This is a genomic window from Verrucomicrobiota bacterium, from assembly GCA_016871535.1.
Lineage (GTDB): Bacteria > Verrucomicrobiota > Verrucomicrobiia > Limisphaerales > SIBE01 > VHCZ01.
In genome coordinates this window covers 1-20,660 of sequence record VHCZ01000095.1, presented here as the reverse complement: position 1 = coordinate 20,660, position 20,660 = coordinate 1, and the positions used below count along the sequence as shown (strand labels likewise).

The 20,660-nt window shown below is 58.3% G+C and carries 17 protein-coding genes; 9 read left to right on the top strand and 8 right to left on the bottom strand.

Annotated elements, in window-relative coordinates; genetic code table 11:
• Positions 1–383 precede the first annotated feature (383 nt).
• The 3 genes from FJ398_13875 to FJ398_13865 all read right to left on the bottom strand — a co-directional run bounded on the left by FJ398_13875 (position 384) and on the right by FJ398_13865 (position 7,171).
• Complete coding sequence (locus FJ398_13875; GenBank protein MBM3839027.1) at positions 384–4,334, bottom strand: hypothetical protein; 3,951 nt, start codon at positions 4,332–4,334, stop codon at positions 384–386.
• Between the two features lie 387 nt (positions 4,335–4,721).
• Entirely contained in the window at positions 4,722–6,098 is a 1,377-nt protein-coding gene (locus FJ398_13870; GenBank protein ID MBM3839026.1) for an MBL fold metallo-hydrolase, read from the bottom strand.
• A 296-nt stretch (positions 6,099–6,394) separates the two neighbouring features.
• Positions 6,395–7,171 (bottom strand): LysM peptidoglycan-binding domain-containing protein, encoded by a 777-nt coding sequence (locus FJ398_13865; GenBank protein ID MBM3839025.1) that lies wholly within the window; start codon positions 7,169–7,171, stop codon positions 6,395–6,397.
• 99 nt (positions 7,172–7,270) lie between these two features.
• Between FJ398_13865 and carB the strand changes: the two genes are divergently transcribed.
• Positions 7,271–8,809 (top strand): carbamoyl-phosphate synthase large subunit, encoded by a 1,539-nt coding sequence (gene carB / locus FJ398_13860; protein ID MBM3839024.1) that lies wholly within the window; start codon positions 7,271–7,273, stop codon positions 8,807–8,809.
• Here the strand turns inward: carB and FJ398_13855 are convergent.
• The gene (locus tag FJ398_13855; protein ID MBM3839023.1) at positions 8,785–9,165 is read right to left on the bottom strand and encodes a hypothetical protein; all 381 of its coding nucleotides are present in this window, start codon (positions 9,163–9,165) and stop codon (positions 8,785–8,787) included. The two genes, carB and FJ398_13855, sit on opposite strands and share 25 nt — an antisense overlap.
• Before the next feature lie 118 nt (positions 9,166–9,283).
• On the opposite strand from FJ398_13855, the gene FJ398_13850 reads away from it, so the two are divergent.
• On the top strand, positions 9,284–10,963 hold the full coding sequence (locus tag FJ398_13850; GenBank protein ID MBM3839022.1) for a hypothetical protein: 1,680 nt from the start codon (positions 9,284–9,286) through the stop codon (positions 10,961–10,963).
• A complete protein-coding gene (locus tag FJ398_13845; GenBank protein MBM3839021.1) occupies positions 10,960–11,760 on the top strand; it encodes an RNA pseudouridine synthase in 801 nt (266 codons plus the stop codon). Before FJ398_13850 ends, FJ398_13845 begins: the two co-directional genes overlap by 4 nt.
• A 15-nt stretch (positions 11,761–11,775) precedes the next feature.
• Here FJ398_13845 and FJ398_13840 read toward each other — a convergent pair whose 3' ends face one another.
• From FJ398_13840 to FJ398_13830, 3 genes are all read right to left on the bottom strand, one after another.
• Positions 11,776–12,453 carry a hypothetical protein gene (locus FJ398_13840; protein ID MBM3839020.1) on the bottom strand — a complete coding sequence of 226 codons (678 nt, stop codon included), beginning with the start codon at positions 12,451–12,453 and terminating at the stop codon, positions 11,776–11,778.
• A 109-nt stretch (positions 12,454–12,562) separates the two neighbouring features.
• Entirely contained in the window at positions 12,563–13,408 is an 846-nt protein-coding gene (gene pssA, locus FJ398_13835) for a CDP-diacylglycerol--serine O-phosphatidyltransferase (protein ID MBM3839019.1), read from the bottom strand.
• Between the two features lie 28 nt (positions 13,409–13,436).
• A complete protein-coding gene (locus FJ398_13830; GenBank protein ID MBM3839018.1) occupies positions 13,437–14,234 on the bottom strand; it encodes a phosphatidylserine decarboxylase family protein in 798 nt (265 codons plus the stop codon).
• A gap of 113 nt (positions 14,235–14,347) precedes the next feature.
• On the opposite strand from FJ398_13830, the gene FJ398_13825 reads away from it, so the two are divergent.
• Positions 14,348–14,881 carry a helicase gene (locus FJ398_13825; GenBank protein ID MBM3839017.1) on the top strand — a complete coding sequence of 178 codons (534 nt, stop codon included), beginning with the start codon at positions 14,348–14,350 and terminating at the stop codon, positions 14,879–14,881.
• Between the two features lie 154 nt (positions 14,882–15,035).
• Here the strand turns inward: FJ398_13825 and FJ398_13820 are convergent, their stop codons facing one another.
• Entirely contained in the window at positions 15,036–15,524 is a 489-nt protein-coding gene (locus FJ398_13820; protein ID MBM3839016.1) for a hypothetical protein, read from the bottom strand.
• Between the two features lie 544 nt (positions 15,525–16,068).
• Between FJ398_13820 and FJ398_13815 the strand changes: the two genes are divergently transcribed.
• The 5 genes from FJ398_13815 to FJ398_13795 all read left to right on the top strand — a co-directional run bounded on the left by FJ398_13815 (position 16,069) and on the right by FJ398_13795 (position 20,528).
• Positions 16,069–17,475, top strand: a complete 1,407-nt coding sequence (locus FJ398_13815; GenBank protein MBM3839015.1) for a hypothetical protein — start codon at positions 16,069–16,071, stop codon at positions 17,473–17,475.
• Positions 17,476–17,775: 300 nt separating this feature from the next.
• Positions 17,776–18,738 carry a hypothetical protein gene (locus FJ398_13810; protein ID MBM3839014.1) on the top strand — a complete coding sequence of 321 codons (963 nt, stop codon included), beginning with the start codon at positions 17,776–17,778 and terminating at the stop codon, positions 18,736–18,738.
• 164 nt (positions 18,739–18,902) lie between these two features.
• Positions 18,903–19,232, top strand: a complete 330-nt coding sequence (locus FJ398_13805) for a hypothetical protein (protein MBM3839013.1) — start codon at positions 18,903–18,905, stop codon at positions 19,230–19,232.
• Positions 19,233–19,366: 134 nt separating this feature from the next.
• The gene (locus FJ398_13800) at positions 19,367–19,675 is read left to right on the top strand and encodes a hypothetical protein (protein MBM3839012.1); all 309 of its coding nucleotides are present in this window, start codon (positions 19,367–19,369) and stop codon (positions 19,673–19,675) included.
• A complete protein-coding gene (locus FJ398_13795) occupies positions 19,656–20,528 on the top strand; it encodes a hypothetical protein (GenBank protein MBM3839011.1) in 873 nt (290 codons plus the stop codon). The genes FJ398_13800 and FJ398_13795 overlap by 20 nt, the downstream gene beginning before the upstream one ends.
• The last annotated feature ends 132 nt before the right edge of the window (positions 20,529–20,660 follow it).

Sequence of the window (20,660 nt, the reverse complement as noted above, 5' to 3'; positions counted from 1 at the left end):
CCACGCCCGTCGAGCGGCTCGTTGAGGACAACTCGCCCTACCGCTGATCGGTTCAAGGGACGAGTGCATGGTTCTGAAACCAAGGCAGCTTCCCACGGTAGGGCGAGCCTGTCCCCAGCGAGCCGAGCCGGACGTATTCCACGCCCGTCGAGCGGCTCGTTGAGGACAACTCGCCCTACCGCTGATCGGTTCAAGGGACGAGTGCATGGTTCTGAAACCAAGGCAGCTTCCCACGGTAGGGCGAGCCTGTCCCCAGCGAGCCGAGTCGGACGTATTCCACGCAGGCCGAGCGGCTCGCCGGGACGGACTCGCCCTACCGGGTTCATGGGCCGAGTGCAGGTCCGAAAGGAATCCTTACGCAGGACACCAGTGCAACGCGTTAATTAACGCTTTGACGCCTCGACGCTCCCACCAGAGTCCACAACGATCTCACCCGCCCCCTTGGGGATTTCAGAAGTCACGATCTTGCCGCCCGGCCACCGAATCCAAATCTTCGATGGCGGTTCGGGTGTCGCCATTATGGGGACGGCGCTATCTTGCGACCAGTAGCCGCTACCCGCACGGATTTCGTGCGCGGGGCTGAATCGTTCGCCGAACATCAATCGCACCGTCGCCCCGATTCCGTCAGGGTTGTCCTTGGCGCCCCTCAAACGAACGCGCAAGCCCGGTTTCGCGCTGGCGTTGCGATAGAGTTTGCTTTGCCCCGCATTCTGCGTCACGACCAAGTCCACCCGGCCATCCGCATCGTAATCGCCGGCTGCCGATCCGCGTTGCTCTCCATAAACCTTGATTCCACTGTCCTGAACCGGCACTGGAGTCAAGTTTCCCTTGCCGTCGCCTTTGAGCAACAACCCGCGACCGGCGTCCTGCCGGTGGTCTTCGGCGCGAACGGCGAAGAAATTCTGGCTAAGGAACAAGTCCTCGTGTCCGTCGCCGTCCAGGTCAGCCACGTTCAAGCCCATCGCCGGGGTCCATTGCGCTTCGGACGGCAGCGGTTTCGCCTCGAACGACGCGCCGCGATTCAAAAACACCATCGAGCGCAACTCGACGGCAACCCACTCTTTCGCCTTCGCCATTCGGTCGCCCAGAATCTCGGTGATGCCCGCGCGCGCGTAACCCTTGTGCGTCGGGAAGCGTTCGCGTAGCCAGGGGAGCGCCGTTCCAAACAAACCTAGATCGCGGAAGGGCACGATCCTTTTCAACGCGTCGTTCGGGTAAGCTTCGATCATTTGAACCTGGCCATCCTGATTGAACTCGCCGTAATACAAATGCCATGGCCCTGTGTCGGTTCGGCGATAAAACGTGTTCATTCCCCAGTTGCCCGCCACCAGGTCCATGCGCCCGTCGCCGTCAAAGTCGCCGGCGGTCACGCTCGTCCAGAGGCCGGTGAGGTCGTGGAGCGTCGAGCGTGAAGCGTGGAGCGTGACCGAGGGATTGAACGGCTTCAGGTTCCCGCGTTCATTCAGAAAAATTCGGATTGATCCCCACTCGCAGGCCAGCGCCAGGTCTGGCCAGCCATCCCCATTCAAATCGGTGAACACCGCGCCGCTGACCAGCCCGATGCGTTCCAAGGCGCGGCTGTTTTCGGAGTCGAACGCGAGTTGGCCATTCTCGTTGCGAAACAGCCGCGAGGAAGCTGGCTCCGGATAACGCCCGCTCAGGAAGCGGCTTCCGACGAACAAGTCGAGGTCTCCGTCGCTGTCGATATCCGCCACGGCCAACGCGCCGGCACTCGATCCAGTTGCCGCCACGGACGGTCCTTCGTTCAGTGCTCCCTGCGCAAAATCATAGCGCAACGCCGCAGGTGAATTGGTGTTTGCGGACTCGTAACTGGCCAATGCGACGAGCAACGAACGTTGCCCGACGCCTGCCGTCCAACCCAGCACCGCCGCCCCATCGTCAGGGAGCGGGCGATTGAGCGCGGACAGAGACCACGGGATTAACGCGCCTTTGCCGTCGTTGAGAAAAACGGCGACGTTGCCGGCCTTGGCGGCCCCAACAATCAACTCGTCATGGCCATCTGCGTTGAGGTCGTACCAGGCCACGCCCGGACCGAGTTGGCTGAGTTTCTTTGGCAGGAGCGGTTGCCGCGCGAAGTCGTCGAAAGGGAGTTCGAGGTGGGTGTGGCCGAGCAAGTGGCTGACATCCTCGAAGAGAGTCGGAGCGTGGAGTGTGGAGCGTGGAGCGTTTGACTTTGGACCAACGTCACGCTCGGACGCTCCTCCGCTCAAACGCTCTGACGAATCGCCTTCGCTGACCTCATACAGACCGTTCGGACGCACGTCCTGCACGACGCTCCTCCGACCGTCACGCCAGGTGACTTCCAGCCACAAGCGATTCGTGATTGAACCCACGGCGAAAGCGCGCACCGGATCATCGCCCGCGAGATACCGGCCGCCGCAAAGGATTTCCTGGGTTTGCACGACCGGTGCGCCGCGCAGCGTCACTCGGGCGCCGATTCCCTGGGTGTTAGGCGCGCGTCCTTTGAGCCGCACCGCCACACGCGGCGCAGGCGAATCGTTCCGGTAAACCAGCGGTGGTTCATTCACACAGTTCGCGACGGCATCCAGGTCGCCATCGTTGTCCAGATCCGCCAGCGCCAACCCATGCGAGATACTGCGCGAGTTGAAACCCCAGGCGTCGCTCACGTCCTCAAATGTCAAATCGCGGCGATTGCGAAAGGCGGCTTTTGGCGTGTCGAGCTTCGGATAGGTGAGCAGAATTCTGCGCTCGAGCGCGCGTCCGGTCGTAGCGGGTTTGCGCGCCGCCATGACATCGCGATCGTTCACGTCGTGCATGTGGCCGTTCGTGATGAGCAAATCCTCGTAACCGTCCAGATCGACATCGAGAAAGATCGGCGTCCAGGACCAGTCCGACGCCGCCACGCCGCTGAACCAGGCGATCTCGGCGTACGTGCCGTCGCCGCGATTCCAGCAGAGCGTGTTGCGCGCGACTTCCTCGCGATCGAAGATTGAACCCGGCACGCGCGGGAGCGGCGTCATGGGGCTCGACTGATTCATGTGCCGCGTGTGCTCGCGGCTGAGCATTTCGACGGCAATGAAGTCGAGCCGCCCGTCCCGGTCGAAGTCCGCGAAGTCAGCGCCCATCGAGGCGTAACTCATGTTGCGCAACGCGAGCGGTTCGACGGCGCGAAAGCGTCCGCGCCCATCGTTGAGCCACATCCGGTCCGGAGTTTGAAAGTCGTTGCAGACGTAAATGTCGGGAGCGCCGTCGCCGTTGATGTCGCGAACCTGTACCGCCAGACCGAAGTCCGGCGGGGGCATCATCGGCTGGCCTTTCTCGTCCCGGAAAAACTCTCGCCAATCCAGCGGCGTAAATTTTCCCTGGCCGTCGTTCCGAAAGAGAATATCCGGCTCACCGAACTCGATGATCCGGCCATTGACGATCGCCAGGCGTTTGGCGTATCGGCCCGTCACCACCGGCCTCCCATCGACCATGCGCGTCGAGTAAGCGCCGCCGTCGCGAAGGATCGCTTCAATGCCGAAGGAGCAAACATACAAATCCAGATCGCCGTCCCCATCGATATCGCCCAGAGCCATCGAAGTCGTGCCGCCTTTGGAGAGTAGCCCGGCCGCGGCCGTGACGTTCGTGAACCGGCCTTCGCCCAGATTCAGGAAGCACGCGTTCGGTCCCGTGAACGAAGTCACCAGGAGATCGAGCCGTCCATCGCCGTTCAGGTCGGCGAACGTCGCGCCGGTGGAAGATTGGTTCGTGCAACTGACGCCGGCGCGTTCGGTGACATTCTCAAACTTCCAGTTTCCGAGATTTCGGTAAAGTGCGTTGGGGCCTTCTTTGTTGCAGAGATAAATATCGCACCAGCCGTCGCTGTCGAAATCGCCCAACGCCAATCCCGCGCCGTTCATGAGATTCTGGCGCTCGGTGTAACGCTCGACCGAGATGCGGTTGGTCCACTGGATGCCGGTCGTTTCACCGGACAGAAGAGTGAAGCCTGGTTTCCCGGACGCCGGAACGTTGAGTTGAGCGCGGCGAAAACCGTTGCCGGATTCCCACTTCAAGACCGGCGCGGCGGCCAGAGCGCCCGGCCAGAGGAGTGCGAGCGCGATTCCAACCGCCAGCGCGTTCAACCGCAGGTTCAAGAGCGCGTGTTGAGAACCTCGCATGCGGTTCGTCCTCGTCCTCAAGCAAAGGAGCAAAAACCGCAGATGGACGCCGATGGACACGGAGAAGAGAATCGCAAAAGAACACAACGCGGCGAGTCCGGACCAAATTGACCACGGATTGCACGGATTACTCGGATGGAGAAGAGAGTGAGCGGGATCAACGATGCTCTTATCCGTGTTCATCCGTGTCATCCGTGGCTCAACAAAAGTCGGTCCTTGATGATCATTGTTCTGGTTTGCGCGGCTGGTTGTCAGGTTGGCGCATTGTTCCAAAACAATTCAGGAATGCCAGACAAGAAGGGGGGGCTTGCTCGGCGGGGGCGGATCTCCGAATGAGGACGCTGAACTGGCCGAGTCGCCCGCGTTGGGGAGATTTTCAATCTATCATCAGTACCTCTGGAAATTTTCGCGAGACGCGCAAATTCTTTAACCACGGATCGCGGAATTGCATTCTGTTGGGGCGCGACCAGTTCGAACGCCGTGGAACCCGCCAGAGCACGGTCGATTACAAATCGGCGATACGGCAGATTCAATTCTGCGCTACTTTGTCCAACGGGCACGGTCGCTGACGGGCTGAGATCAGACCTCGATGCTTGCGCCAGGTTCTGGCTGGATGATCTTAATCTTGGGATAGCGCGAGCGGATTTGGTCCTCAACCCATTGGCGCGAATCGCGCTCGCCATGTCCGAGGAGCACGGCTCGCGGCCCAACCTTCCCCACAAAATCCACCAACTCTTCACGATTGGCATGCGCGGTGAGATCAAAATCGTCAACCGCACAACGCCGCGTCACCTCGCCGGCGCCGGCGCTGAACAGAAACGTCTGGCCCGGTTGCGCGGCCTTGAGCCGCCCGCCGGGCGTGTCCGGGTCCGCGTAACCGACAAAAAACACCGCTTGCCGTTCATCCCCGATCATGCGCAAGGCGAGATCGTGCGCGGCTGTCTTCTCGCTCATCATGCCGGCGGTGAGCACGAAAAGCCGCCCGCCGGTCAGTTTCATTTTTTCGAGTTGATCTCTTTCCAACACGATCAGATTGAGCGCTTCCGTCAGCATTAGACTCGTATGCTGCCGATGCGTGCGATGCGCCTGGAGGTCATAAATCTCCGTGAAAACGCGGCCGAGTCCGCCGATATAAACCGGCTGTTTGCGAATCCGGCCGCTGTGCATGAGGAGCGCGAGCAACGCGAGAATCTCCTGGGTCCTGCCCAACGCGAAAACCGGGATCAGAACGCAACCTTTGCGTTGCAGGACGTGTTCGATGGCTTTCGCGAGACGTTCGATCTCGGCTTCACGCGTGAAACCGGTCGGCGTGGGCCGATTGCCTCGCGTTGTCTCCAGGATAAGCACGTCGGCTTCCACGTCCTCGAACCGCGCGCCTTTCAAAAGCGTCTGGTCTTGGAAGCAGACATCGCCGGTGTAAAAAACCGTCTCGCGCTCGCCCCGGATCATGATGCCGGAAGATCCCAGCGCATGGCCGGCATCAAAGAACTCCAGGGTCGGCGAAGGCAATCCAGAGCGCATTTTCTGGAAAGCAGCCCAGGAGATCTCGCGGTTATATTTGTAGCCCTGGAACAGATAAGCGAGGTCATCGACTTCGGTGTGGCTGTAGAGGGGATATTCCTTAATGCCCAACTCCTCGCGCTGCCGAATCATGACGTTCACCGAATTGTGCAGCACGCGCTCCACCAAAAAATAGCTCAACTCGCTCATGAGCACGTGAGCTTTGGGGAAATACCTCAGAGCCACGGGCAGCGACCCGACGTGATCATGATGGCAGTGGCTGATGGCGATCGCGTCGAGAGACTCATCTCGGATCGAATCGAAAAGGGGCAGCGCGTCATGGCCTTCCCGTTTGGGGTGAATGCCGGCATCCAGGAGCAGCCGGTGGCTTTCGATTTCGACGAACCACGCGCTCGCGCCAATGTTGTTCGAACCGTTGAGATTGATGATCCGCATAAAACGACGTGACCAGCCGGAATTCAGGTTCGCTCAGATGGAATCAGAATCAAAATAGAATCTGAGGTTGGCTGCAAAAAAATTTGAACATTCCTTGGCCGTTCAACGTCTTACAAATCGCAATAAATGCGATTTTCGGGGAGAAAAGGCTCCAAAGCCCCTCGCCGAAAAACCTCCGCCAGCTCATGGCGGAAAGGAGGTACGTTTGGTTGTTTGGGTTGGGCGGGCATCGCAAGGTGCCCGCTTTTCTTTTGCACTTTATACGATTTCCCTGCTCCGCTTCACAAGTGATTACTTCAGGACTTCAAGCTCTTCACGAGATCCCTGGCCGGAAATTGCCGCCCGGGGCATCGCGTATGGACAGGATTGATCTGCTGATGAGTTTTGACTGCGGAGGCTGAGAGACGGCAGCGCTTGAGCAAGTAACCGACGAGCGATTGGAGACTCGCCATTTGTTTCTGCGTCGGGCGTTCTTGATCGAAGTTTCCCACGAGGCAAATCCCGATGCTCTTGGCGTTGAGGGATTCGCTGGCGAGGTGGCCGCCATCAAGTTGTTCGCGCCATCGGTTGCCGATAGTGATGTCGCCATCTCGCATGCCATGGCCATTGCCGATGACGAAATGATATGCCAGCCCGTTCTCCATGTGCCGCTCTTCGCGATGGTATCGGTCCATGCCCGCCGCCGACCCGGCTTCGGTCGCACTGTGGTGGACCACGACGTAGCGCCACTTTCTGGAAGGGACGGAGATCAAATCAAGCTTCTTGCGCAACGCCGCATCCAGCGAACCGGCGGCCTTCCTGCCATCCGAGCCAGGAATTCGAATCACCATGCCGGGATAAATCCAGTTTGGCTGATCCAGTTGGTTGTGCTTCATCAACGCCGCTACGCTGACTTCGTGTTTGCGGGCTATCTCGGTCAAAGTGTCGTTTTTCCGGACCACGTATTGCTTGCCGGGATCGGCGGCAGCCAGTGAAGCCGTGAAGGAAAGAAGAAGGCCGAGGACGCAGGTGGTTCGAATGGAGGTTCGGACGCAGAAGCGCAGGGTCATGCTTTCGCTATAATGAAGTAACATGATTGGCCCCCGCTCGCCAGTGTTTTTCGTGTTTTTCCATGCCCGGAACAAAAATCAATGACAACCCCCTGAAAATCCCTTTAAGTCTCCCGGATTTTTATGCCGAAGCGCGCGGATATTCACTCCGTTCTTATCATTGGCGCCGGCCCGATCATCATCGGGCAGGCGTGCGAGTTCGATTACTCCGGCACCCAAGCCTGCAAAGCGCTCAAGGAAGAAGGCTTTCGGGTCATCCTGGTGAATTCCAATCCGGCCACGATCATGACGGACCCGGAATTCGCGGACCGCACCTACATCGAACCGATCACACCGGAGTGCGTGGAAAAAATCATTGCGCGGGAGGTCGAAGAATTGAAGCGGCTGGGCAACCCCGGCAAGCTGGTTCTCCTCCCCACGCTCGGCGGACAAACGGCGCTGAACACGGCGATGGCGCTCTTTCGCAGGGGCACGCTTGAGAAGTACGGCGTCGAAATGATCGGTGCGAACGCGCAGGCCATCGAACGGGGAGAGGATCGCCAGATTTTCAAAGACCTCATGATCGCCATCGGCCTGGATGTGCCGATCAGCGGCACGGCGCACACGCTGGAGGAAGCCCGGATGGTGGCGGAGAAGATTGGCCGGTTGCCGCTCATTATCCGCCCCGCGTTCACTCTGGGCGGGACCGGCGGCGGCATTGCCTACAATCGCGACGAGTTCGAGGAGATCACCAAGCGCGGCCTGGACCTTTCGCCGGTCTCCGAGGTGTTGATCGAGGAATCGCTGCTGGGCTGGAAGGAATACGAAATGGAGGTCATGCGGGACAAAGCAGACAACTGCGTGGTCATCTGTTCAATCGAGAATTTCGATCCCATGGGCATTCACACCGGGGATTCCATCACGGTGGCGCCCATTCAAACACTGACGGACAAAGAGTATCAGATCATGCGCGACGCCTCGTTTGCGGTCATCCGAGCCGTGGGCGTGGAGACTGGCGGCTCGAATATTCAATTCGCGTCGAACCCCGAAAACGGACGCATGGTTATTATCGAAATGAACCCCCGCGTGTCGCGTTCATCCGCGCTGGCGTCGAAGGCGACCGGCTTCCCGATTGCGAAAATCGCAGCCAAGCTGGCTGTCGGTTATCTTCTGGACGAAATCAAGAACGACATCACGCGCGAGACCCCCGCCAGCTTCGAGCCCACGATTGATTACGTCGTCACCAAAGTGCCGAGGTTTGCCTTTGAGAAGTTTCCCCAGGCGGACCCGACGCTCAACACGCAGATGAAATCAGTCGGAGAAGCGATGGCGATAGGCCGAACCTTCAAGGAGTCGCTCCAGAAAGCTTTGCGCTCCCTGGAAATTGGCCGCTCCGGGCTGGGAGGCGACGGCAAACCGTGGCGCATTGGGGATCAGATTTATGGGGACCGGGACCTTCTGCCACGCGACGTGATTTCAAGAAAGCTGAGCGTGCCCAACGCCGAGAGAGTCTTTTACGTCCGCCATGCGTTGCGGGCGGGCTTCACGATTGAGGAGATTTTCCAGCTCACGAAAATCGACCGCTGGTTCCTCGCCCAGATCAAGGAGATCGTAGATTTTGAGGAAGAACTCGCCTGTTCGGCGCGTGAAGATCGGAGCTACTGGTCCACGATCTCCAATTGATAGGGCGCTGAAAGGTCGCTTCCGGACCTTCGTACGGGGACTGCCTCATACTGAAAATCGACCTTGAAACGGTAATGGACGATTTTCTGGTCGGCCGCGATGGGGACGAGTGTTTCCCAACGGTTCTTCAGCACGGGAGCGGGTTGCATGGGATAGGTTTGCAGGCCGACGATGACGCTGGGCTGGACGGTTTCTTTCCGCAAAGACTTCTGATTGCTGCTGAACACCATCTCGAAGGGGTAGAGCCCGGTCGTATTTCGAGTTTGCCGGCTTGGTGTCAGGTTCGTAATGGTTGTTGAGCAACCGGATAGGCACAGCGCGATCCCAAGAAGTGAAACGTGTTTCAGGAGCCTCATAGCGGGCGCAGCCTGACATAACGCGGGCGGCGTTGTAAAGTTGGATTTCCCGCGTTTTCCGTTTGACCGTGCTTGGGCGCCCTGGGTAGGGTGCGTCCCTTAAATTCAGAGTAGCGATATGTTTCAAAGCATCCGGCGGCATCAGAAGTGGCTCTGGTTGGTGATTACGACGCTGACCATCATCAGCTTCGTCATTTTCTTTTCCCCGCAACAAACTCAACGGGGATCCTCACAGATTGGATCCGGGGCCGTCATCGGCACGATCAATGGCCGCCCCATCACCCGCGAGGAATATCTGAACACGTATCGTGAGGCCGAGCTGCGCTACCTTTTCAGCACCGGCAACTGGCCGCGCGAGGACGAAATGAGCCGGCAAATGGGAATCATGGACCGCGAGACCCGCAACCGCCTGCTTCTGGTCCAGAAACTCAAAGAATTCAACATCCAGGTCAGCGAGACATCCATCGCTCAGTGGATTGTCGAAGCATTCCAGGATCGCGCCACCGGGAAGTTTCGACAGGAGGATTACGATGGATTCATCAAGTTGCGCTTGCCCCAGCAGAATCTCGTCGAAGCCGATTTCCAGCGATTCGTTCGGCACGAGGTTGGCATTCAGCACCTGATCGCCTTGACCGGCTTGACGGGAAAACTCATCACACCTCAGGAGGCGGAGATCATTTTTCGCCGCGAAAACGAGCAAGCGGACACCCAAGCCGTCTTCCTCCAATCCTCAAACTACCTTTCCAAAGTCGTTGAGACGCCGGCCGATTTGATGACCTATTACACGAACCATCAGGCCAGCTACCGCATTCCTGAACGGGTTCAGGTGGTCTATGTCAAGTTCGACGCCACCAACTACATGACCGAAGCCGAGCAGAAACTGGTGGCCCAGACCAATCTGACGCAAATGATCGATGCCGAGTTTCTCCAGCGCGGCACCAACTCATTCCGAGGTACCAATGGCCTCGCGCTCGCGCCGGAAGAAGCCAAGCAAAAAATCCGCGACGAGTATCGTCATGGCGCGGCGATGTTCGAAGCGCGCAAGAAAGCGATCGAATTCGCCAATGAGGTGCTCGAACTGCCCGCAGGAACCAACAATCTGGCCAACCTGGCTGCCGCCAAAGGCATCCTTTCCACCGTGACAGATCCCTTCTCGAAGGACGGCCAGCCGCCCAACCTCAAAGTGCCGGACACATTCGTGCAGGCCGCGTTTCAGCTTTCTCCCGCCCAGCCGTTTTACGAACAGCCGATCGTGGCTGAGGATGGGGTTTATCTGGTGGGTTTCCACAAACGCGTTCCCAGCGAGGTCAAGCCATTCGAGGCGGTGCGCGACCAGGTCGCGACTGAGTTTCGCAAGAGCAAGGCGAACGAGTTGCTGAATGCGGCAGGCCGGGAGTTGCAAAGCACGCTCACAAACAGTCTGGCCCAGGGAAAGACTTTTGCCGCAGCGTGCAAGGAAGCCAATGTCGAGCCAATTGACCTTCCTCCGTTCTCCCAGAAGACGCTGTCGTTGCCTCAAATCGCCAACCGGGCGGACCTGACCTCCCTGAAGACGACGGCCTTTTCTCTGCACACCAACCAGGTCAGTTCGTTCACTTACTCTCGCGACTCAGGATTTATCGTTTATCTGGAGGCGAAGGTTCCCGTGCCGGACGAGCGGGTGAAGACTGAAGTGCGGGAGTTTACGGACAATCTGCGCCGCACGCGCCAGTACGAGGCGTTCGGCGAATGGATGCGCAAAGAAATGGACCTCGCTCGGATCACGTTGCAGGGAGATAAACAGCCTGGCGCCAACTGAACAGCCCCATCAAACTTTCCTCCCCGGCCACCCGGGAATTCTGGGAAATCCCCATCCTGTTTGAAGACGAGCACCTGCTTGCTCTCGACAAACCCAGCCGCCTGCTCACATCGCCCGATCGCTACGACCCGGCGCGGCCGAATCTCATGCGTCTGCTTCAGGACGCCATCCAGCGCGGCGTCGCCTGGACAAAGGAACACCGCGTCAATTACCTGGCCAACGCGCATCGCCTCGATTTCGAGACCACGGGAATTCTGCTCCTGGCGAAGGACAAGCCCACGCTCATCGCGCTGGCCAACCAGTTCGGCACCGAGAAACCTTCCAAGACTTATGTCGCCCTGGTTCACTCCAGCCTGGAAAAGGAAGCCTTTGACGTGGACCGGAAACTGGGGCCGCACCCGCACAAGATTGGCCTGATGCGGGTGGACCAGAAACAAGGGAAAAGAGCCAAAACTCATTTCGAGGTCTTGGAACGGTTTCAAGGTTACACGCTCTTGAAGTGCCTGCCTCTAACCGGGCGAACGCATCAAATCCGCGTCCACCTGCAATCGGTCCGTCTGCCGGTGGTGGCAGACTCTTTGTATGGCGGCCGTCCGCTTTTGCTCTCGACCTTGAAGTCCGATTACCGTTTGAAGCCGGGAGCAACCGAAAAGCCATTGATTCAGCGCGTGGCCCTGCACGCAGCCGGCCTGAGCTGCGAGCATCCGATCAAAGCTTCCTCGGTGACGATCGAGGCGCCCTGGCCCAATGATTTGCAGGTGGCCGTGAAGTACCTGCGCCGTTACGCCGCCATTTGAACGGCGGGCAGGCTCTCACAAGTGCGGCTCGCCCCGGTTCGCGAGCAAACGGACCAACCGCACACCGATGACGACGGCGACCACAAGCAACGACGCCCCCGACGCGTGCGAGAGCCTCACCAGGGTCTTGGCCGAGAATTTTCCCTGGCCCAGAGAAACCACGAAACTCAAGAAGAGAAACCAGGCCGAGGCGCCGAACACGATGCCCAGCACGCAAGAGCCTTTGCTGATCCAGGTGTTGGCGATCCACTCGTGGGACATGAACGTCGCCGACAGCGTGATCCAGAACAGCAACACACCTGGATTGCCCAGGACGCGCACGAAGCCGATCATGAATGCGGTGTGCGGATGAAGCCGATGCTCGACCCGTTCCACGCTTTTCGTCGTCGCGGGCAATTTGCGGACCAGCAGATATTTTACGCCGAAAAACAGGGTGGCCAGGAAACTCAGCAACTCGATCGAGGCGCGTAAGAGCGGCGAGGCAAACAAGCCGGAGAAACCGGCGAACGCCAGGCCGCAGTAGATGGTCTCCATGGCAATGGCTCCAAAGCCGATAAGCAACGCCCAGCGAAAGCCGCGCCGCGCGCCTTCATTGACGATCGCGATGTTGATCGGCCCGACGGGAATCGAGGCCAGAAAACCGCTCGCGAATCCGAGAAAAACGGCGAACAGAATTGAGTAAAGTTCCACCATTGCTTCGCCAGCGGCGATCCTCAGAATGCCTCCAAAACCAAGATCGATTTCAACGCATCCCTGAACCTTAACCGATTTAACAGTTTAACCTTGTAACGTTTCAACGACTTTAGCCTGATGGGTCCTCCTCGGTTTCGTCTTCGATCTCCTGGACGATCTTCCGGGAGAGCCGCGGCCGAACAAAGCCGTAGATCAGATACGCGGTGAAGATCACTGCCAGCACGACCGGCAAGATTTTGCGCCACGTGATCAGGAAAAAGCCAATGACGACGATGGTGATCACCATGCGCGTAAAAGTCCTCCGCGTGCGCCAGTCGAACTTCTTGAAGGACGGATAGCGCACGTCGCTCACCATCATGACGGACAGAAAAACCATCAAGACCGGCAACACGTACCTCCACCGTCCCGTGGCGAATCCTTTGTCATCCCACCACAACAGAAACAACGTCAGCGACGCCACCAGGCCGGCCGCCGCGGGGATTGGAAAGCCGAGGAATTCGCTCGAACTGCTGCCGTTGGGTTGACTCGCAATGCAGTTGAACCGGGCCAGCCGCAACGCGCCGCAAATCAGGTAAATCGAGGCGATGAACCAGCCGAACTCGGGGTGCTCCACAAACACATCCTTCAGCACGATCCGATGCACCAGGAACGCCGGAGCCGCGCCGAACGATATGATGTCCGCGAGCGAATCGAATTCGCGGCCGAAGGGACTGTCGTACCCGCCCATCCGGGCCACACGGCCATCCAACAAATCAAAAATGCAGGCCAGCAGAATGAAGAACAACGCTTGCCGAATCACCGCGCCGAAATTCGAGGCGTGCAGGTCCGCCTCGACAATCCGGGTCAACGCCAGAAACCCGCAGAAAAGATTGCCCGCCGTCAGCAAGTTCGGCAACAGGTAGATGACCAGTTTGCCGCCTTCGCGTTCACCGGCCCATGCTTTGTCGGCAGGCATTGCCATGGAGAGGTCCTATAAGGTCTGGTCACTCGGCTCGCACCCGGCGTTCTGACCGATCCTCCGCGGAGAACTGCGTCCACGACGCGCCGTGCCGTGGGCTGGGGGATTTATGGAGAGGAGCCATCGATCCTTCCACCGCTCCGGCTCTGGCCATTACCGTTTCGCCTCCTTTCACCTTGTCCCCAAGCCGCACCTCGACTCGGGCTGCCAGCGGCAAGTACAGGTCCACTCGCGAACCGAACCGAATCAGGCTAATGCGTTCGCCACGTCCGACCCGATCCTCGACCGCGACCCAGGGAACGATTCGTCGGGCGATCAGGCCGGCAATGAGCCGGACCGCTATGCGCCCTCCAGGAAGATTCGCAGATTCAATCCCGATCAACGCGTTTTCGTTTTGCGAACTGAAATCGGCCCGCATGGCATTGAAGAACTTTCCGCGGTGATCCTGCAAATAGACAATTTTTCCAGAGACCGGCGCGTTCTGGACGTGGACGTCAAAGACGGAGAGAAAAGTGGAAATCCGAAGGCATCGGCTTCCCATGAACTCGCGCTCGTCCGTTTCTTCGATCACATCGACCGTGCCATGCGCCGGGGCGACAATGGCGTCCGAGTCGGCCGGCACATCGGGATCCGGATCGCGGAAAAAATTCAGGCAGAAGCCGAAAAACAAGAGCCAGATGCCTCCGGTCGCGGCAGCCAGCGCTCGAAACAAGGAGGTGTTGGCCAGGGCCAGCCAGGCCGCGGCAAGAACGCACAGCCACAGCAAGGAACTCCACAGGATGAGACGCATCCCCTCTTTCCGAGCCTTGCCCGCATGTTGCATCGGCGCATTGTAGGTTTCTCAAGTGCCTTGAAAAGAGGATTCGGAAGTTCAGTCCGCTCAGTCCGTTGATTTCCTTTTGTCTCGCTCGCCCGCGCCGCTAGAGTGGGCCGCCGATGAGAAACATCGTTTATTTCGACCTGGAAACACAGAGGTCCGCCGACGAAGTGGGCGGCTGGAAGAACATTCGCGACATGAGGATGAGCGTCGGAGTCACGTTCAGCAGCCGCGACGGCCAGTACCGGATTTATGACGAAAGACGCGTCAACGATTTGATCGCGGAACTGATGCGAGCGGATTTGGTGGTGGGTTTCAACCAGACCCTGTTTGATTACGAAGTCCTGCACAGCTACTCCATCGTTGACCTTCGACAGATCCCCGCCCTCGATCTGCTCCTGGATTTGCAGAAGGTGGTCAACCATCGGCTTTCCCTCGATTCCATCTCCTCCTGCACGCTGGGCGTGGAAAAGACGTCGGAAGGCATGCAAGCGATCGAGTGGTTTCGGCAAGGGCGCCTGCTGGAAATCGCCGAGTACTGCTGTTACGACGTAAAAATCACGCGACTCCTGCACGAGTACGGCGCCAAACACAAACAGCTCTTTTACCGGAATCGGTTCGGGAACAAGCTTTCGGTGCCGGTCGCGTGGTGAAAGCGTGTTACTGCAAATCACTTCTGAGACGCCATCACCGCAAGGTTGGTTCGCCGGAGCCGATTGGACAATTCCATGGCGATGTTCCGCATCACGACCATTCCCAGGTGCGGCTCGCGTTGCGCCAGATCGTTGAACGCGGTCCGCTCAATGATCAGCAGAATGCTCGGCTGGCTGGCGACCGCGATGGCCCCCGCGCCGCGCCATCCAGAAAAGCCAGCCCGGCCGTGATTGTGCCGTCACGCTGAGCGAGAATCGCGCGGAAAGAAGCATTCGCCGCCGTGCGCAAATAGCCGTACCCCATGTTGAAGGTTCCCGACACTTCGATGGCAAGATTCGCCGCCGCCAGTTGGGAGCGATACCGCTCGAAATCGCCGATTGAGGCATCGACGCAGGTCACCTCGGTCTGCAACGGGTAACCGATTGTTCCATCCTGAATCGAAATGGGATTGGGAATCTTGAGATTGGCGAGAACGACCGTGGACAGTTCCTTGATCTGCGGCAGTGATTCGGACAGCGGCAGCCGCGCCAGCAATTCGGGATTGGTCGGGCGGACATAGAAGAGCGCTCCTTCCCGGACGTGGTTCATGTGTTTGAAAGGCTGGTAGCCGACGCAGGCGTATCCGGCCTTCTCGAACAGCACCTGCTGCGCATGGTCGCTCGCAAAAAACGCGCGTGACAGCGTGTTGTTTCCGTTCGACCGTCAGTTCAGTGACCCTCCTCAGCAACTCCTCGGCGGCGCCGTCTTCGTGACTGCCCGGGCGAACAAAAAACCGGCCGAGATTCGCGATGGGATTGGTGTTATTGAGCAGGGGAGGCAAAAAGGAGATACTGGTCACCAGCCGCCCATCTTGTTCGGCGACCCAGGTCTCCGCGTCGGCCCCTGGGCTGAACAGGCCCGCGCTCCAGGAAGCTCCATAGATTTGCCGGTCGGGATAATCGTCGCCCAGCGACGCCCGGAGCAATTCAAGATACTGCGGCGCGTCGTTTGCCCGGCCGGGACGGATGGTTCTAGCCATGACTCAAGAGAATCTGCCCGGTTTCCCCAAGGAGAAAATGAGGCCCAATGTGCCGAGCCTTGGGTTGGTGCCCGCGACAGGACTTGAACCTGTACGATGTTACTCACTAGAACCTGAATCTAGCCGATAGTTCACTCTATCAATCACTTGCAGATTCATGGTTACTTTATGGTTGACTTCTATGCATCGTTTCTGTCAAAAACACGCCCACAGCAGAACGCAAGAGAAAGGACGCGAACGATGGCCAAGCATAGAACTGGGCACCTCTTCCGGCGAGCTAAAAATTTCTACGTCCGGTGGTCAATCGAAGGCAAAGTCTTCTCCAAGGCCCTCCGGGACGACCGCGGCAACCCCATCTCAACCCGTCGCGAGGCCGAAGAAGCCAGAGCGAAACTCATGGCGCCGTTCGCCGTGGCCGATGAAGCCGCCGCGCTCGAATCCGTCGCGGCAAAACTCGAAGGCCGCAAGGCGGAGTTAGTCCGACTGGAGGACGAACTGAACCCGCCTATCACGATCGCGGAAGCCTGGGCAGAATTCCTTGCTTCTCCAAGCCGTCCGGACACCGGGCCTCAGACCTTGGAGATTTATGATTATCAATTCGCCAAATTCGCCGCCTGGATGAAGGAGGTTCATCCTGAGCGCGTGGCCTTTCGCGACGTGACGAAAAACATCGCCGAAGCTTACGCCACCACGTTGAACCACGGCGAACTTACCCCCAACACCTACAACAAGCATCTCAACGTCCTGACGATGGTTTTCCGCGTGCTCAGACACAAGGCCAAGCTCACCGGCAATCCGTGGGAAGAAATTCCGCGCAAACGGCACGTCGCACGAAGCCGGCGGGAATTGACCGTCGAGGAACTGAAGAACGTCTGCCAAAACGCAACGGGCGAACTACGGATTCTGCTGGGTTTGGGCGTTTACACCGGGCTGCGCATGGGCGATTGTGCGACGCTTCGATGGGGCGAAGTCGATCTGCAACGCGCCGTGATCCGCCGCATCCCGAACAAGACCGCTCGCCGGAATCCCAAACCAGTTCTCGTTCCAATCCATCCAGTTCTGCGGGAGATGCTGAAGGAAATCCCGGTTGAGCAACGCAACGAATATGTCTTGCCGCAAACCGCCGAAGCCTACTTGAAACATCGCCGGCAGTTGGTTCAAACCGTCCAGGACCATTTTTCAAAGTGCGGAATCCGCGTGCATCGACCGGGCACCGGCGAAGACGGCAAGCGCGCGGTGGTCGAAGTGGGCTTTCACAGTCTGCGCCACACCTTCGTCTCGCTCTGCCGCGAGAGCAACGCACCGCTCGCGGTCGTCGAATCCATCGTCGGCCACACCAACCCGGCCCTGACCAGGCATTACACCCACGTTGGCGAACTGGCCGCTGGCCGCGCCGTGGCCGCTCTGCCCGCGGTCATTGGCGACCAGAAGCCGGGGCGCAATGGTGGGGGAAGCCTCCTGTCTAAAATCCGCCGGATCGCCAAGAGCATGACTGCTGCGAATTGGAAGAACAAACGCTCCGAACTTCTTGCGCTGCTCACCCGAGGCGAACTTGAAAGCCTGCCCCCAATTTGATATCCGAGGTGGAATGAAAGCCAACTTCATCGTGGCCGATCCCGAAGATTTGCCATGGCCATCTGAACGTAAGGAAGGCGGATTTGACTCTCAATCGAAGCGTCTGGGGACCGTGGCGCGCGTCCGCGCCGCTGGCATGCAATTCTGGCGAAAAGGAGAACGCGGCCTGCTGCGAGTTGACTGTGCGGACGGAGCCGACGACGTTGCACGCGTAATTCGCCCTGGCCCGATCAGCCGGGGAAGCCCTGTTGTGGGAGTGCCTTCATCACTCCCACAACGGGCATAGCGATGAAGGCGCTTATGCACACGATTATTTTGGGCAAAGACGTGGAATACCTTCGTGATGGGTTGGCAGCCAGACCTGGTGGACATCTGATTCTAAAGGACGGCACACGCTACACATTCGACGTGATCGAAATTCCGTGGAACCTCGACGCACCGGACAGGAACGACAACTTGATCGAGGTGCAAAGACTGGCCTACGGCGCTGGGAAATGGATGTTGAGCACCGAATCGTTGTTCGAATCGCTGGAAAAGATTCAGTTCGACGCCTGGAACAAGCTGGACGAGATCCGATCCGGGAAACAACTTCCGCGAATCTCTCGGAGGGACTTCCAAGCAGTGGTCTTGGAATCACCAACTCTTTGTTTCCTACAACGATCGCCGCCGGAAATGGAGATTGTCCGGCAAATCAATTCCGAATTCTTTGATCCCAGCTACTCCCGGCGATGGGGCTTGGCGCAACTGCTCCGGCTCGAACAGAATGCGGCCATTCAACGCGAGGTTTGCGCCGCCGCGTGGTTTGAGGGAAATGTCACACCGCTCCTGCTGAGGGATTTTTCCGAAAGCAGTGCGAAAGACGGTAACTCGTCTTCACGAAACCAGGAAGCCAATCTCGAACCGCCAGATGTTAACGCAGCACTCATCTGGCACGTCGAGCAGAAGATCAGAGACGAGCTTGACCCCAGGCGGAAGGCGGCGCCATCTCATGCTGAAGTCTTCGTTCGCTACTGCCGCGACCGGATGAAGTTGGCGGACATGAAGAAAAAGTTCTGTTGGAAAGACCGAACTCTAAAGGCGCGCAAGGCTGCTCTCAAAGACTTTCTGCAAAAACATTTCCGCCTTAAGCTTGAACACTTCTTCCTTGATCGTCGCATTTTCGCCGCCGCCGAAAGACAACTGAACGAGGACCGCGCCAAACGCATTTCACGCCGCGATCTTGGCGAATGCGATCTTGATCAGGACGACGAATTGAGCCGGTAAGCGGACCGCGGACTGATCTTGCCCCTATCTTGCCCCTTCGATGTCCGGGGCAACATCTTCATAAGCCCCTGCGATCAAAGGGGATTTCTCGTTTCTGCAAGGAGGCCGTTGCCCCTTTTCCAGTAGGTGTCGTCACGATGCGACGACAACTGAAACCAAAAACTATGCTCCCGACAACAATTGACGTTATCCGCTCAAGCCTCAAAGCCGACCCCACGCTGTCGGCACGCGACCGTGCAGAACTTCTCGCTTTGGTGCGACGCGGACCGACCTCGCCGAAACCCGAACAGCATCAACCCAACGGCCTGCGCGTGCTCTCGCGCAAAGCGGTTGCAACGACCATCGACCGCTCGCTCCGTTTTGTGGATCGACTGGCCGCCGAAGGCGTCCTGAAAAAGATCCGGCTACCCGGAAGGAGACGCGCCATCGGCTTTCTCGCTGAAGACGTGGAGCGTTTGCTTGCAGGGGCGCCCACGCAGAAGGGAGGCGTCTAATGACCGCTGACCAAGAAGTACAGCCCGCGCCCTGCCAGGCAGCGGGAAGACAATCAACTCTTCCACAAGGTAACATCCGAGCCTGGTTGTGCAAGATTTTCCGCGCACAAAACTAAATCCCATCCATCCACCATATGTACGCCAAACTTTTCTCACGCATTACCGAATCAAGCCTGATGGAGGAGGACGTCCTTACCCGATACGTCTTCATAATGTTGCTCGCGATTGCCGATCCCAAGGGCTACGTCATCGGGACCGACGTTGCTTTAGCCCGTCGCCTGAACATCCCGTTGGCTGAATTCAAGGCGGCCATCGAACGGCTAATGACGCCCGACCCGGAGAGCAAGGAAGAAGATGGACGGCGGATCATGCGGATCGATGACGATAGCAGGCGTGGTTACCGACTAGTGAATCAAAACACCTATGATCATGAACGACCGTAACATCAAAGACGGTCATTTTTGTTGGCAATCCAAGGAAGTTCTCTTTCGGATCGGCAGGGATTTAGAGCCTGGCTCTGCAACATCGGCAAAGATGGTTTACGTGGCCCTCTCCTGGATTGCCAGTAACGAGGGATCGGAAACTTTCAAGACGCCGATCGGCTACATCGCGCACCTAGCATCACTAGATCGGCGAACCGTCATGAGGCGACTACCCGACTTGGAGCGCCTGGGGTTAGTTTCAATCGAACGGCGGAAGATCGAAGGCACAAAAGGCAATGAGCAGAACGTATATACCCTAGTGACTTTAAGCCACTACCCTAGTGACTTAAAGTCATCGCCTAGTGACTTAAAGTCAGAACCTGGTGACAGCGTGAGGCCTTTACGCTGTCACAGCTTCTTAAGAACTGAAGAAAGTAAGAAAGAAGAAGAGGGAGGCGCTTGTGCGCCTGATCCCTCCCTCCCTCCTGAAATCCCAAAATGCAACGGTAACGCTGAGTTAACGCCAGGCAACGCTGGTAACGCCAGGCAGAGGAAGATGAAGATGAAGAAGAAGAAGCTTCCTCCTGAAGTTCAAAAATGGAATTCTCACGGCGAACTTCCCGCCGTCCTGTCAGTGAGCCGTATGCGCCTCGTCATCCTACAGGCACGACGCGTAGAGCCTTTCTTCAGCCAGCACTGGGAAGCCGCCATTGAGCGCATCTGTAAGTCGGACTTTTGCCTGGGCCAAAATGACCGCGGCTGGAAGGCGGACTTCGATTGGTTTCTCAAGCCGGACAACGTGGCAAGGGTGATGGAAGGCAAATACGACAACCGCGCCGCCACGAAACCAGAACCACTCCGCAACGCAATCTGATGGCCGTGTGCACCGCCAATGACTTCGAGAGCGATACCGGTGAAGTATTCCTGCGTCCGAGGGACCGCTGTTTCATGTGCGGCGAGACGCTGGTGGGCGACGTGTGGGCGTATTGGCAGGGTGCAGACGAGG